Below are 15,321 nucleotides of genomic sequence, written 5' to 3'. Positions count from 1 at the left end.
ATACCAATTCTTTATGAAGCTGCATAGAATTCGATCCCCCCTAGCCCCCCTTAAAAAGGGGGGAATTCAAAGTCCCCCTTTTTAAGGGGGATTTAGGGGGATCAAGATATGTGCAACTTCACATTAAATTGGCATTATTCACATTACAAGGTCGAGAAAATTAATCCAAAATTCAGAAGCTAAACAAGCTGCTAAATGACCCACAGGTGAGAGATTTTATTAATAAGAAATACCAGGGTGGAATAGTACCTGTATTTTAAATACTACGAAAGAATTAAGGATGACAATTTTGTTACTTCGTCTTTCAGAAAGTAGGGGTTAATAAACTTAAATCATGACATTACTGGAGATAAAGCAATGTTTTTTGGACAAATTGAAAAAGAATTATTTTGTGGAGAAATGTGGTCAATTTGGCAGACAACTAAATTGCCAGACCATTTACAGTTATTAGTGGATCAAGAACTAGGAAAACGCGATATTTGGGAATCCCAGACCCAACAGCCTGATGTTCAGCCTATTCATCCAAGTCTTGATCGAGATGCAAGTACGCCACAGCGTAAATAAACTTCAACAAGTATTTAAGCTACTATTCCATATTTGGGTGCATCATAATGAGTTCTAAAGAGCATACTGCTCTGTCCACTGATAGTAATTCGCTGACGCAGCGAAGTACCGTTTTAACTTTAGCGATCGCTTGTGGTTTAGCAGTGGCCAATGTTTACTACAATCAGCCGCCCCTGGCTGATTGTAGTAAACCCAATCCCCAATCCCCAATTTCTTTTATCTAGCAAGAGAAGGAATCAATATCAATGGCACATTTGTTTGAACCATTCAAGATTCGTGAAGTTACCTTTCGCAACCGCATCGCCGTTTCACCCATGTGTCAATATTCCAGTACAAATGGGTATGCTAATGATTGGCACGTTATTCATCTGGCTTCTCGCGCAGTTGGCGGTGCAGGTATAGTGATCACAGAGGCAGCAGCTGTGGAACCGCGTGGACGCATTAGCCCGCAAGATTTGGGAATCTGGTCAGATGCACATATAGAAACTTTAGCCAAAGCTGTGGCATTAATTCATAACTTTGGCGCTGTTGCAGGTATTCAACTTGCTCATGCAGGCAGAAAAGCCAGTACTGCCAAACCGAGTAAGGGAGGAAAAGCACTAGATGAATCTCAGGAAGGTTGGCGTCCCTTGGTTTCGAGTAGTGCGATCGCCTTTAGCAAAGATAGCCCAGTTCCAGAAGCCCTCAGTCTTGAGGGAATTCAACAAGTTATTGATGCCTTTGTCGAAGCTGCCAAACGTTCTTTGCAAGCCGGTTTCAAGGTAGTTGAAATCCATGCTGCCCACGGTTATTTACTGCACCAGTTTCTCTCACCTCTTTCTAACCACCGTCAAGATGATTATGGTGGTAGCTTTGAAAACCGGACTCGTCTTCTCAGAGAAGTAGTTCAAGCAGTCCGAGAGGTTTGGCCCCAGACACATCCCCTCTGGGTACGCATCTCCGCCACCGATTGGGCAGACAATGGCTGGGACATTGAGCAAAGTATTGCTTTAAGCGACAAACTCAAGTCTTTAGGAGTTGATCTCATCGATACTTCATCAGGCGGTATTATACCTGGCGTTAATATACCAATTAAACCTGGTTATCAAACTGAGTTTGCCGAACGCATCCGCCGCGAAGCTAATATTCCGACAGGAGCCGTGGGCTTAATTACATCTCCTGAACAAGCTGACGAGATTATTCGTACAGAAGTAGCTGATATAGTGCTGTTGGGACGTGAACTACTCCGTAATCCTTACTGGCCACATCTGGCAGCCAAACAACTGGGACACGATAAACTCTGGCCTGTTCAATACGACCGAGCTTGGCTGTAATTTCACCTGTGCTTAATTGAGCATCAATAACCTCAAAGCCTTGCTGCTTCCCAGTAGGAGCGCAAAATGACACGCGAGTGGTCTGTCCCATTAATTTTGCTGGGTTTGTAGTAAGCACTTAAGTGCTTAAAAATTCAGGACTAAAGTCCTTACTACAAACTTTTATCCGAAAAATGGGTTTAAAACCCCGTGCTTCCAGCACGGCTTTAAAGTAATGAGGAGTAATGAGTAATGAGTGGATGAAAAACGGGTATTTACTCATTACTTATTACTTATTACTCCTTACTCCTTCTTAAGAGTGCGTACCCTTCTCCTAACGGAGACGCTGCGCGAACGGGAACGCCAAGGGCGAACACGGCGGTGAGGATGTCAAAACCCTTCAGAACTAATGCAGACAGACTACTAACTTTTTACACTGTACAACTCAACTCGCCGGCTTTTTGGCTAAAGCGGTGATTTTCACGATAATCTACTGGACAATCTATCACCGCAGGTACATCTTGAGCTAGGGCTTCTTTCAGAGTGGGAATCAAATCTAAAGCCGATTCAACTCGGTAGCCTTTTAAACCCATACTTTCGGCTAATTTGACAAAATCAGGATTACTAAAATGCACAAAAGATGAGTTTCCTTTGCCAAATTGATTTTCTTGCTTCCACTCAATTAACCCATAGCCACCATCATTGAAAATTATGGTGACAAAAGGCGTACCGACACGCAAGGCTGTTTCTAATTCCTGAGAATTCATCATAAAGCCACCATCGCCTGTGACAGCAACGACTTTCCGGTTGGGATGAACCAGTTTTGCTGCTAAAGCACCAGGAATAGCAATACCCATAGCCGCGAAGCCGTTGGAAATTATGCAAGTATTGGGGCTATGGCAATGATAATGACGAGCCATCCACATTTTATGTGCGCCAACATCAGAGATGACAATATCATCTGGGCCCATCACTTGCCGTAAGTCATAAATTAGCTTTTGTGGCTTAATAGGAAATCCGTCATCATTAGCATACTGTTCGTAATCAGCCCGAATATCTGACCTTAAACTGATAGCAAAGGGATCGGGTTTACCTTGTCGATCTGCTAATTTTAAGATTTCATAAAGGGAATCTGAAATATCTCCCACAACTTCAGCGTTGGGAATATAACTACTATCAATCTCCGCCGGACTTACCCCAATATGCACAATGGGAATTTCACCACTACGATTCCATTTCTTCGGGGAAAACTCAATCAAATCATAGCCGATCGCAATTACTAAATCTGTGTTATCAAACCCACAGGTAATGTAATCTCTTTGCTGCAATCCTACTGACCACAAAGCTAATTGATGTGTGTAGGGAATAATCCCTTTACCCATGAAGGTATTGGCAACAGGTATATTCAGCAACGTGGCAAATTGTGTGACTGCATCACTTGCATGAGCGCGGATTGCCCCATTTCCTACTAAGATTAATGGGTTAACTGCTTGGGAAATTGCGGCGGCTGCTGCTCGAATGCTAGCAAAAGATGCATAAGTTTTTTCGCTATTATCCTTACGCAAAGGTTTGCCTTCTACAGGCATGGCGGCAATATTTTCTGGTAAATCAATGTGAACTGCACCAGGTTTTTCCGATTGCGATCGCTTAAATGCTTTCCGCACTACTTCGGGTGTAATACTCGGTCGCACAATCTGCTTATTCCACTTGGTAACAGGCGCAAACATTGCCACCAAATCTAAATATTGATGGGATTCGATATGCATTCTATCTGTTCCCACCTGACCAGTAATCGCCACTAAAGGCGCACCATCGAGGTTAGCATCTGCTACCCCAGTCATCAAGTTGGTTGCTCCAGGGCCAAGAGTAGAAAGACACACTCCGGCTTTTCCGGTTAAGCGTCCGTAGACATCGGCCATGAATGCTGCACCCTGTTCATGACGAGTCGTAATAAATTTAATGGAAGAATGTTTTAGCGCTTCCAAAACGTGCAGGTTTTCTTCACCGGGGAGTCCAAAAATATATTGCACTCCTTCATTTTCTAGGCACTGCACCAATAATTCTGCTGTATTCATTTTATTTCCTAACTAGCAACTAATAAGACTGGGGATTGGGGAAGGTGGGGCCCCCTCTGGGGATAAGGGGTAATGGGGACTGGGGACTGGGGATTGAGGACTGGGTATTGGAGATTGGGAAATGGGAAATGGGAAAAATCTTTCCCAATACCTAATCCGTAATCCCTAATTCCTAATTTCTAATCCCAATACCCAGTCCCTAATACCCAGTCCCCAGTCCCTATCATTTCACCCACACGGTTTTGACATTGACAAACTCATGTATACCTTGGATACTCAATTCCCTGCCATATCCAGAACGCTTAATACCACCAAAGGGCAATCGGGGATCGGATTTGACCATACTGTTGATAAATACGGCACCTGCTTCGATTTCCTCAACCAAGCGATCGCTCTCTTGGTTATTGGTTGTCCAAGCACTCGCACCTAGGCCAAAGGGTGAGTCATTAGCGAGTTTAATGGCAGCATCGATATCTGGAACCCGGAATAACAAGGCTACTGGGCCAAAAAATTCTTCTTTTGCAATTGGTGTATCAGACGGGATATCTATGATAATCGTTGGCGGATAAAAGTTCCCTGGACGATCTGATAAAGGATGTCCACCGGTGAGGACTTTGCCACCGCTGCGGATGGCACTTTGCACTTGTTGGTCTAAATCCTGGAGAATACCAGGTGTAGCCAGTGGGCCTAAGTCGGTATCTGGTTGCATGGGATCGCCTACTTTCAGCGTCTCAAACTTTTCTAAAAGCAATTTTTCAAATTTGTCTGCGATCGCATCTGCGACAATAAAACGTTTCGCTGCAATACATGATTGCCCGTTATTCAACATCCGCGCTGTAGTTGCTGTGACAACTGCTGTCTCTAAGTCAGCACTTGCTAACACAATAAACGGGTCACTTCCTCCTAATTCCAAAACTGTTTTTTTAATTTGTTTGCCGGCGGCGACGGCGAGGGATGCACCTGCTGGTTCACTTCCGGTCAAGGTAGCAGCTTTTACCCGTTCATCAGCCATTAAATCAGCAACTTTGGCAGCGCCGATTAACAGAGTTTGAAACGCACCTTCAGGAAAACCTGCACGTCGGATAATATCTTCAATTGCCAAGGCGCACTGCGGCACATTGGAAGCGTGTTTGAGTAAGCCGACATTTCCCGCCATCAAAGCTGGTGCGGCAAAACGAAAAACTTGCCAAAAGGGGAAGTTCCACGGCATCACCGCGAGGATTGCACCCATTGGTTGATAACGTACAAAACTCTCGCTGGCATCAGTTTTTACACTGACATCAGCTAGAAAACTAGAGGCGTGTTCGGCATAGTAGCGACAGACGACGGCGCATTTTTCGACTTCTGCGATCGCAGCTTTAAATGGCTTACCCATTTCCAGAGTCATCAACTTAGCAAATTCTGCTTTGTCTTGCTCTAAAATATCAGCAGCTTGTTGTAGCCAGTGCGATCGTTGAGAGAAACTAGTCTGACGATACTGTTCAAAAGCCTGATTAGCCAAATCGAGTTTAGCGGCAATTTCTGCATCATTGAGCGCCTCAAAGGTTTTGAGCGTCTCCCCAGTGGCGGGATTAATGGTGGCGATCGCCATTACCTAACCTCCCGTTAAAAAATAGCTTGACTGTTGGCTTCCTAGTGTTACACAGATCAATTCTGGAAGCTACACCCAAATTTTAGTCTTTTAACCAAGAATTAGCTGCCCAATATTACAATTTTGCAATTTTTTTTGAAATAAAATATACAACTTGACTATGTATTTATCTTGATAAATTTGTCATTAGTTATGAGTCCTTTGTTAGGGCGCCAGCAGCAAAACTCAGTAAAAGTGCCCAATAACCAATGACAAATGACTAATGACCAATCATTGTTGGCACTGGCTGCAAATTTGTCTGATAAACCTTTACTAATCGATCAATACCCTTGAAACGATAATCTCCCATTTCCTGGAAGTCTGAGGGTTGTGCAAGCATTTTATGGGTGGCTTCACTAATCACGCATTCACTAGGGGGACAAACTGCTTCCATACGAGCCGCAAGATTAATTGTCGCACCTAATGCCGTATAATCTACCCTTTGGGAACTACCGACATCTCCAACAACAGCTTTACCGCTATTAATCGCAATGCGTAATTGCAGGGGTTCGTGCCAAAAACCGTTGGCATTAAGATGTTCGAGACGATTGAGCATTCCTTTGGCAGCAGCAACGGCGCGATCGGCGTGATCTAGCTGCGGTTCGGGAGCGCCAAAAAATGCCATGATACAATCGCCAATGTACTTATCTAAAGTGCCGCCGCAAGTAAACACTTCTTTGAGCATTTCTTCAAATAAATTATTTAATAGTTTAGCGATCGCAGTTGGTGTTAATCGTTCAGAAATTGCCGTAAAGCCAACTAAATCCGCAAACAAAATACTGATTTCGCTCTCGGCGGGAGCTAAACGACCACCCGGTAATCCGCCTACAGATATCAACTGCTGTACAACTGCGGGAGAATGATAGCGTTCTAGTCGGTGACGAATCATCTCTTCAGTTTTGAGTTTCTCTACCAGTAGCCAACGCTGGACGCTCGAAGCCACAAGGTTTGCTAAAGCCGAAAAAAAGCTGAGTTCTTCTTCACCTTCATTTGCCCAATGGTAAGAAGAAAGATTGGCGTCGGCATACAGTACGCCCACAACTTTATTTTCATCCCATAAAGGCACTGCCATCGCGCTGCGAATGCCTTTGACCAAAATACTCTGTTCACTCGCAAACCGTTCATCTTGATGAGTATCGGCGGTTTGAATGACGACTTTTTCTTCAAATACCTTTTGACAGATACTACGACTAATCCAACTACCATCAGAGGCGAGATTTTTTTGTTGGGAAGCGTTTCTAGTGGCAGCATTCACTAATTCCAACTGGCCGCAACCATTGACATCAATTAATAATGCCAAGCGATCAATACTATCAAGGTAACGAAAAACTACTTGCTGCACCTGAGAAAAAATTTCTTCTATAGACGCCGCCGCACAGAGATTTTTCGCTATGTCCACTAAGTCTTTGAGACGAGCAATAGTTTTGTCTTTATTGTTGATGTTGCCATCTTTGCTATCAGCGGCGATCCATTGCTGTTGTAATTGTTCGACATTGTGCAGGATTGTTCTCTGCTCATTATTTTCCGAACTTCCAGAATACTCAGGTGTTGGTTGGTAAACAGGGGTTGTGAGCAGCACTACCAGGCTAACATTGCCCAGCCAAATGATATCGCCGTGATGTAACTCTTGGGGAAAGTTAACAAGATATTTATTGACTTGCGTCCCGTTTTTGCTGCCCAGATCCTCAATAGTCCACACACCGTCAGCCGTTTTCACCAGGCGAGCATGGTTGCGGGATACTCCAGCAAAAGGTAAGTACAAGTTACATTCGGGCAAACGACCAATTGTAAATACATCTTGTTCAACTGCGATCGTTGTCTCGGTATCTCCCTCTTGTAGGCGTAGCGTGAGTTCAGTCATGAGTGTGATAGATCCATTGAGGCTAGAGGTGCAAAGCTGTGAGGTAAGTTATACCCTACAGGTTAACCTTCACCTTTTCTTTATGACACTGTTAACTGCATTCCGACAACTGTATGTGACAGATATTACATTGAATGAGGCAATTTTGCTGGAGTTCAGTTCAGAGTGTTTGAATCCCTTGGTGAAGAGGAGCCACCAAATTTGCAATTTTGTCAGCCAGGCTAGCACGGTGAGTTCTCCTGTCTTTCTTGATAAAATCCTCAGAAAGGGAGCACATCTATCATTGGTATCAACTTAAACCAAAACCCAGCTATAGGACTAGTAAGTACTTAAAACACTTCAAAAACGGGCTGAAAATGCTTGTAATCTAGTTAGGTGGCAATTCTAAACTAATTTCACCCAATAACCCCTTGCGAAAATCTGTTAAAAGTTGCCTTGCAGCTCGCTCTATATCACCTTTGTAACGATGTTCTGCTAAGGCGTGTAAATAGATATCTCCGGTGTCTGATATTGTCGAATCGAGTTGGTAACGGGACTCTAATGGTTTTTTTGGTAATAAATCTGCGGCTACAGCTTCCAAATAGTTTAGTAAATCCACTAGGGCTGCTGCTACTAGCTGATTATCGTAGGATGCTTCACCGATATCATCACAAATAGCTAATTTTAATGCTGCATCTTGATTTTCTAATCTTACAGGGATGACACCAGGAGCATCTAGTAATTCCAAATGTTCGGAAATTCGCACCCAGCGGAGTTGGCGAGTTACCCCAGGACGAGCTGCACTTTCCACAACTCGCTTTCCCAACAGACGGTTAATCAAAGCTGATTTACCAACATTGGGAAAACCAATCACTACAGCCCGCACTGGACGGGGTAACATTCCGCGATCGCTTCTTCTTTGATTTAGCTCTACTCCAGCAGCTTGTGCTGCCCGCGCTACCTCTGCTATACCTTTACCATGTTGAGCGTTGGTAAAATAAGGGACTTCCCCCTGACGTTTAAACCAATCTATCCACAGCGATCGCATTTGCGGCGTAATCATATCTACTCGGTTTAGTATCAACACCCGTGTCTTACCCTCCACCCACTCAGCCATTTGGGGATGGTGAGTCGCTAAGGGAATCCGGGCGTCTCGTACCTCAAACACCACATCTACGCGCTTCAGCTGTTCTTTGAGTTTCTTTTCAGCTTTAGCAATGTGACCTGGATACCATTGAATCAGGTTTAATCTATAGTTTTGAGTTATAGCCATTTGTCCTTTGTCCTTTGTCCTTTGTTATTTGTTATTTGTTATTTGTCCTTTGTCCTTTGCAAATGACCAATGACAAATGACTAATGACTCCCTCTAGCAGCTTGATGTAAAATCAGACGATTGCCATCAGGGTCATAGGCATAAATTTCTCTGCCGTGGGAAGCAATGGAAATGTCTCCTGGTGGAGGATAGCCCAAAGCAGTTAGGTGAGCGATCGCATCTTCTAAGTTACTTACCTCTAAACACAAACTTATCTTACTTTTGGCATTAGACATCGTTTCAAATTCAGATTCGTTTGTGTTCTTTGGTTTAAAAATACCTAATCGCATACTAACCAAATTAAATTCAGCATAGACATTCGGAATCAAAGAAACTGGCTTTTGCTCCAGCAATTTAGTATAGAAATTTACTAAATTATCGCAATTAACCGATGCTATGGCGATAAATGCGTTAGTGTACTGAAAAACCATATAAGCCTTAAGTTATTTGATTTTTTTGAGACTCTCACTTTTCTAAAGTTCTTACACTCAGCACTTGCGGTGGTGTCGAATCTGGTGGATAAATCACATCTACCTGTACTATCCGCTGAGTTGAAGGTGGAAGTACAAGCTGCACTAATGGTTCTAACACCTGACCAGTTCTGTGCCATAGATGTATGTAGCGCGTCTTTTGTTGACCTTGGTCATCAAAGTAGCGTAGCCGCACTGTACCACGGAAGAAAGGAAAATCTAGCGATGGTTTGCGGAAACGTAGACCACCTTGGGATAATTTATCTTCCTTTAAAGGTGTTTCTAAAGTAACAGTCACGGTCTGGTTTTGGTTGGTATCGTTGCTTAAGGGTAAAGTGAGTTTATATTCCACCCCATAATTACCATGTGCTTCATAAGCCGTATCTGGATAACGTACCAGCATTTTGGCCGTTTGGATTTGTTGAGTGCCCAATCGACCACTGAGTAATGTGTCTAAAGCATAAGAAATAGCTTTGCCACGCTGGGGAATAGTCAGATTTTTGGTTTGGGGATTATCTACCAACTTTGCTTTCCACTGGGAACCACTAGATACACCAGCTACACGCCCATAAATCAGTGCGCCACTGGTAGCATTTAGAGGAGTAGGGGTTTTATCTCTTGGCCCAGCAAAGTTCCCGGTATTTAGTAAAGCTTGCCATTCTGCCAGAGTGGGTGGGCGGTCTGTATTATCAGAATTTTTCTTAGCAAACATTGCTAAACTTGCCCCATAAACTTGATCGCTACTACGCAACCGCATAAAGCTAGAACGACCATTCACTGGCTTTTCTAGATTCCGTACAGGAATCGGATGATTTAATAACATCCGGCTTTGTCCTGGGGGAATTATCAGCTTTGCGGGAAAATCTGCTTGTCGAACACCTCGGAGTACATCACTAACAGCACGAGCGCCTGGGCCTGAGTAAGTCTTACCATCGTTATTTTCTATGTAGGGGGGTAAGGTTACAAAGGGTGCATCCTGCATTAAATAACTTGCGGCTTGCAATACATCTACTGTTACAGGTTTTTTACCAGGGTTATGTACGATTACGCCCAAATATAGCGTTTGTAAATCCTTGGGAGTGTGAGTGTAATGGTGGGCGAATAAGTCAAAGCGTCCCTGAAAGGGAAAATTGAGGTGCGCTGCTGGAACTTTTTTACCGTTTTTAGGAAAGGTAGAAAGTAAAATACCCTCAGTTTTAATCCATTCTGGGCTATTGCTGTTAAAAACAGGTATTGTATCTAACTTGCCTGGTAAAGGTCGAACTTCTCCTGGTTGCACAATTTCTTGGGGTACTGGCTTCGGTGAAGTTTGAGCGATCGCTGAATTATCTTTATAAGTTGTGCATCCAAAGGTTTGAGTTATGGCAAGTCCTAATAGAAGTGTAAATACAGGTGATGGGAATTTAACCAGCATAAATTTGAGCGTCAAGAAAGCTGTGGTATCAAAGATCAGAAGTTATTACTACAAGTTCCTGGACGGGGATTTCTGAGAATGCGTAGGCATCGCTATTAAATTGTAAGTATAGTTCCAGTAGCCTACGTCAGCAGGGCTTTTGATGTTTAAAGGGAGTGTCGATGGTTTAAGCGAATTTTAGTAGAAATAAAATCAAGATAATCAGTCATCTATGCAAAAATCTGCTGTAAATTTAAAACAAAACCAGGGAGAACACCTTCACCCGATAAACGTGTAGGAGATTGTAAAACTTCCGGTGCAAGATTTGGGCGATAAATTATGACTTGTTTATCTTTAGGATTAATTAACCAACCCAGTTGCAAGCCATTTGCTAAATATTCCTCCATTTTAGCTTTAGTATCTTCCACATCATCAGTTTCAGAAACCAATTCCACTGCAAAATCAGGACACAAAGGGAGAAATTTCTTTCTTTGTTCTGAGCTAAGAGCATCCCATCTTTCTATCCTTACCCAAGAAGCATCAGGTGAACGAGTTGCCCCATTTGGCAGTTTAAACCCAGTAGAAGAATCAAAAGCTTTTCCTAGCTTATTTTGTCTGTTCCAAACTCCTAAATCAAGATACAGTTCAAAATTACGGTTTCCCGTTTCTCCCCCAGTCGGTGACATGATAATTAATTCCCCTTCAGCAGTTAACTCTAGTCGTAATTCTTTATTCACAGCTACAATCTGTGCAAATTCCTCATCAGTAAATTGCAGATTAGGAGGTAATTGTAAGGTTAAAGCAGTCATAATTAATTGCGCTCCACAAAAATCCTAGTTGCATCAAACCCATCTGCTGCTAATAGGGAAGATTTAGCTTCTACCTCTACTTTAGGAATTCTCCCCAACAAATGCGCCGTTGTTTTATTTTTTAAAAAAGCTTGGGGTAGTTATAGGGGTGAGAGACTGAATGAGAAAAGAAGATATGTAGTGTTATATCACTCACCACATAGACACACTAATTTTTGTATTCCAGACTATCGGTTAGCATTCTGTCTCATAGGGTAAATTGGTTTTATCCTATGAGAGAAAATGACCTCTCGATTTTGTGCTTAGTCTTCTAAAGGTAACGAGCGCGGAGGGATTTGAACCCCCGACCCACAGAACCGGAATCTGTTGCTCTATCCACTGAGCTACGCGCCCTTAATCCTCACTATTATAGCACGTTTGTGATAATATTTTCAGCCTTAAAGATAATTAGTCGGGTCTACGGGTGTACCATTGCGACGCACTTCAAAGTGGAGGTGGGGGCCAGTCGATAAACCTGTGGAACCAACAGCTGCGATCGCTTGTCCGCGTTCAACTGCTTGTCCGTCAGCAACATATAATTCACTGCTATGACCGTACAGTGTTGTAATACCATTGCCGTGATCGATAATTACCGCTTTGCCATAACCACCATACCACCCAGCAAAAATTACTGTTCCCGAATCGGCTGCTCGAATTGTACTGCCATAGCTAGCGGCAAAATCTAAGCCGGCGTGAAAACGACGATAGCCGAGAACAGGGTGCATCCGCCAGCCAAAGGGACTGCTAGTAGAAGCATTGCTAGGATATGCCATGACACCAGTTCCGCGAATGATCACACTTGTCCGGCTGTTGGTTTTTGCTTGGGCTTCTGCTACTTTTTGTTGAATCAAGACTTCGAGATTTTTGGATTCCCTCTCTAGCTGATTTTGTGCGGCTTCTAAGGCTAGGCGATCGCTATTGAGGCGTTGAATCAATTCTGATTGCGATTGCGCCTGGGTTTGATAATCGGATTTTTGTGCTAAAAGTTGCTCACGAATTAAAGCAATTTCGTTTTTTTGCTGTTCTACGTCTGTTTTTTGTTGATTGATCAGGTTTGCTTGGGTGTTGAGTTTTACCAAAATTTTCTGATCTGCCTGAAACACTAACTTCAACTGATGACGACGACTGATAAAGTCGCTGATATTTTGACTTTGCAACAAAACCGCCCATCCAGCAGATGCAGGCGATCGCTGGAGATAACGCAATCGTGCTACTGTTGCTATTTGCCGCTCCTGATAGGAACGTTCCGCCACAGCTAAATCGGTTTCCAATTGCTGGAGGCGTTGGGTGGCGAGTTGTAATCGTGATTCACTCTCTTGAAGATAGCTATCTGTAGTTTGCAGATTTTGCTTTAAACCAGTGAGGTGTTTTTGGGCCTCTTGTTGGAGATTAGTCAAGCGATCGCGCTCGTTAACCACACTCTGCTGCTGCTGGTTCATTTGTTGCTGCTGTTGTCGCAGAGTATCAATAGACCCTGTTGATGTTGCATAGGCTGGAATTAGTGCCAAACAAGTCCACAAAATGCAGCAAAATGCAATAGATAAACAGCAATAAATCTGCTTTTTTTCTAGAAATCGCCCTCTCATAGTGCGAACCTAATCAAAACGATACTTTCAAACACTATGAGGATTATTCCCAAAATCTAATTCACCCACGCCAACACATTATTAAATTGGTCTGCCAAGTTGTAACACAAGGATTCCAGCTATGTCAGCATTAAGCAGGTATGTCAAACCAATTAAAAATTAAAAATGTAAAATTAAAAATTGCAAGACGCTCTCTACGAGACGCTGCGCGTAGCTTGCTTCTATGTAAGAGTACGCGGACTCGCTTGCCGCCTGCGCTATCAGTAGGGGCTTGTACCCAGAATTAATTAATTAAAAATTATTATTTCTTTCAATTTTTAATTTTTAATCTTTAATTAAAACTGGTCAGCGGGTGAGGTATATGAACGCACGTATAGCAATTCTGTTAATTACTTTAGTCTTTCCAGGTTTGGCAGTGGTGGGAGTATCGTTGTATTGGTTTAATCTCGATTATGCAGCACTGATCAAAGCTGAAAATAATGTGGAAAACCTGGTAGAGGTCGGGAAAGTCAATGATAGACAGTTAGAGTATGCCTATCATCGCACTTACATTCATCGCATCAACGTATTTGCCGATGGTACCTGGGGATTACTGGGAGGTGTAATTACAGCACTAGGCATACATGGATTAGTCACGATTAAAAAATAGGGAGTGGGGAAGATGAGGGAGAAATAAACAATGCCCAATGCCCCATGCCCCATGCCCCATGCCCCATGCCCATTAATTATGATTAGCTTTCCAGCTTGCCAAATCAGCTAAAGAGCGATCGCGGTAACGTCCATAACGCTCTGGTTTACTTTTGATTTTCATTCCTAAATCGGGAAAAATCCCAAAGTTGGGTGGCATTGGTTGGAAATGCTTCGGCGAAGCGGAACTAATAAATTCCAATAACGCACCCATCATTGTTGTTGGTGGTAAAACCAAAGCTTCTTTACCCAAAGCTAATCTTGCTGCATTAATTCCCGCCAAGCAGCCACCCGCAGCCGCAGCTGTATAACCTTCAGTACCAATCAACTGTCCAGCGGCTAACAATGTGGGACGCTCTTTAAATTGCAAGGTAGGATGCATTAATTGGGGAGCATTAATAAAAGTGTTGCGGTGCATCACTCCCAGCCTCACAAACTCTGCCTTTTCCAAACTGGGAATTAACTGAAATATGCGCTTTTGTTCACCCCAGCGCAGGTTAGTTTGGAATCCTACCATGTTCCACAGTTGACCAGCTTTATCTTCTTGTCGCAACTGCACCACAGCATAAGGACGTTCCCCTGTGCGAGTATCTGACAATCCGACTGGTTTTAGGGGGCCGTAGCGCATGGTATCTTCCCCGCGCTGTGCTAGTTCTTCTATGGGTAAACAAGCTTCAAAAAATTTCGCTGTTTCCCGTTCAAAACCCTTAAGTTCTGTTTGTTCAGCTTTACAAAGTTCTTCGCGGAAGTGCAAGTACTGCTCTTTATTCATTGGGCAGTTGAGATAAGCAGCTTCACCTTTGTCATAACGTGATGCCATAAAAGCAATGTCACGATTAATCGATTCTCCCACGATAATTGGACTAGCTGCATCGAAAAAGCTCAAGTATTCCATCCCTGTAAAACGCTGCAAATCTTCTGCTAAATCAGGACTGGTTAATGGCCCGGTTGCCAAAACCACAATCCCTTCAGGAATGGCAGACACTTCACCCCGACGAAATTCAACTAAAGGATGACTCGCTAAAGTTTCAGTTAAATCTTGGCCAAATTGTCCCCTGTCTACAGCTAGCGCCCCACCAGCCGGAACAGCGTGTTCATCAGCTTTTGAGATGACAATCGAACCGAGTTGGCGTAATTCTTCGTGCAATAATCCAGCGGCGCGATCGCTTGCCATTGCTCCAAAAGAATTACTACAGACTAATTCTGCCAAATGTTCTGTATGATGAGCAGGACTAAATCGCTTTGGACGCATTTCATGCAAAATTACTGGCACTCCAGCTTGGGCTATTTGCCAAGCTGCTTCTGTCCCAGCTAGTCCACCTCCAATTACTTGTATCGGTTGTGTTTCCATAGTTAAATTTTTAATTTCCATATCATCATAAGTATCTACCAGCATCAGCGCTAGAACGCATCAACAAGTAGGGCGTTTTAGACATAACCAGTAGCGACAGCATAACGCACCATCAACAGCAACAATTACAAATTATCTGTGTCAATTCCCTTTTCGGCGTTGCTGAATCAAGGGATGATTCTTGTAGGGTGGGCCGAAAAGCCACTGGTGTCAACTTAAGCCAAAAATAGCGTACTGATTGGGTGTTGTTCACCCGCCAGGGATTGTAAATCC

At 43.3% G+C, this 15,321-nt stretch carries 13 protein-coding genes and 1 tRNA gene; 4 read left to right on the top strand and 10 right to left on the bottom strand.

Annotated elements, in window-relative coordinates:
• The first annotated feature begins 357 nt into the window (after window positions 1-357).
• Genes RRG12_RS39740 through namA form a run of 3 tightly spaced genes read left to right on the top strand, consistent with a single transcriptional unit; the run spans window position 358 to window position 1,877 of the window.
• Window positions 358-564: a hypothetical protein gene (locus tag RRG12_RS39740; protein WP_069067836.1), complete on the top strand. Its 207-nt coding sequence runs from the start codon at window positions 358-360 to the stop codon at window positions 562-564.
• Between the two features lie 47 nt (window positions 565-611).
• On the top strand, window positions 612-788 hold the full coding sequence (locus RRG12_RS39735; RefSeq protein WP_420762983.1) for a hypothetical protein: 177 nt from the start codon (window positions 612-614) through the stop codon (window positions 786-788).
• A gap of 21 nt (window positions 789-809) precedes the next feature.
• Entirely contained in the window at window positions 810-1,877 is a 1,068-nt protein-coding gene (namA, locus tag RRG12_RS39730; RefSeq protein WP_069067835.1) for an NADPH dehydrogenase NamA, read from the top strand.
• Window positions 1,878-2,287: 410 nt separating this feature from the next.
• Here namA and RRG12_RS39725 read toward each other — a convergent pair whose 3' ends face one another.
• The 9 genes from RRG12_RS39725 to RRG12_RS39685 all read right to left on the bottom strand — a co-directional run bounded on the left by RRG12_RS39725 (window position 2,288) and on the right by RRG12_RS39685 (window position 13,010).
• A complete protein-coding gene (locus RRG12_RS39725; RefSeq protein WP_069067834.1) occupies window positions 2,288-3,931 on the bottom strand; it encodes an acetolactate synthase large subunit in 1,644 nt (547 codons plus the stop codon).
• A 223-nt stretch (window positions 3,932-4,154) separates the two neighbouring features.
• Complete coding sequence (locus RRG12_RS39720) at window positions 4,155-5,522, bottom strand: NAD-dependent succinate-semialdehyde dehydrogenase (RefSeq protein ID WP_420762982.1); 1,368 nt, start codon at window positions 5,520-5,522, stop codon at window positions 4,155-4,157.
• A gap of 259 nt (window positions 5,523-5,781) precedes the next feature.
• Window positions 5,782-7,422, bottom strand: coding sequence for an adenylate/guanylate cyclase domain-containing protein (locus RRG12_RS39715; RefSeq protein ID WP_420762981.1), 1,641 nt, complete (start codon window positions 7,420-7,422; stop codon window positions 5,782-5,784).
• A gap of 367 nt (window positions 7,423-7,789) precedes the next feature.
• The gene (gene ylqF, locus RRG12_RS39710; RefSeq protein WP_181930807.1) at window positions 7,790-8,674 is read right to left on the bottom strand and encodes a ribosome biogenesis GTPase YlqF; all 885 of its coding nucleotides are present in this window, start codon (window positions 8,672-8,674) and stop codon (window positions 7,790-7,792) included.
• Between the two features lie 80 nt (window positions 8,675-8,754).
• A complete protein-coding gene (locus RRG12_RS39705) occupies window positions 8,755-9,144 on the bottom strand; it encodes a VOC family protein (RefSeq protein WP_420762980.1) in 390 nt (129 codons plus the stop codon).
• Between the two features lie 34 nt (window positions 9,145-9,178).
• A complete protein-coding gene (locus RRG12_RS39700; protein ID WP_420762979.1) occupies window positions 9,179-10,597 on the bottom strand; it encodes a DUF3370 domain-containing protein in 1,419 nt (472 codons plus the stop codon).
• A gap of 209 nt (window positions 10,598-10,806) precedes the next feature.
• A complete protein-coding gene (locus RRG12_RS39695) occupies window positions 10,807-11,385 on the bottom strand; it encodes a Uma2 family endonuclease (protein ID WP_420762978.1) in 579 nt (192 codons plus the stop codon).
• A gap of 320 nt (window positions 11,386-11,705) precedes the next feature.
• Window positions 11,706-11,778 (bottom strand) — tRNA-Arg (locus RRG12_RS39690).
• A gap of 44 nt (window positions 11,779-11,822) precedes the next feature.
• Window positions 11,823-13,010 carry a murein hydrolase activator EnvC family protein gene (locus RRG12_RS39685; RefSeq protein WP_420762977.1) on the bottom strand — a complete coding sequence of 396 codons (1,188 nt, stop codon included), beginning with the start codon at window positions 13,008-13,010 and terminating at the stop codon, window positions 11,823-11,825.
• Window positions 13,011-13,371: 361 nt separating this feature from the next.
• Between RRG12_RS39685 and RRG12_RS39680 the strand changes: the two genes are divergently transcribed.
• Window positions 13,372-13,659 carry a hypothetical protein gene (locus RRG12_RS39680; RefSeq protein WP_069067825.1) on the top strand — a complete coding sequence of 96 codons (288 nt, stop codon included), beginning with the start codon at window positions 13,372-13,374 and terminating at the stop codon, window positions 13,657-13,659.
• Between the two features lie 72 nt (window positions 13,660-13,731).
• Here the strand turns inward: RRG12_RS39680 and trmFO are convergent, their stop codons facing one another.
• A complete protein-coding gene (trmFO, locus tag RRG12_RS39675) occupies window positions 13,732-15,048 on the bottom strand; it encodes an FADH(2)-oxidizing methylenetetrahydrofolate--tRNA-(uracil(54)-C(5))-methyltransferase TrmFO (RefSeq protein WP_420762976.1) in 1,317 nt (438 codons plus the stop codon).
• Window positions 15,049-15,321: the final 273 nt, after the last annotated feature.

Source organism: Nostoc sp. CALU 546, assembly GCF_048836525.1.
The sequence above is the reverse complement of the archived record's forward strand: the minus strand, read 5'-3'. Positions and strand labels throughout refer to the sequence as shown.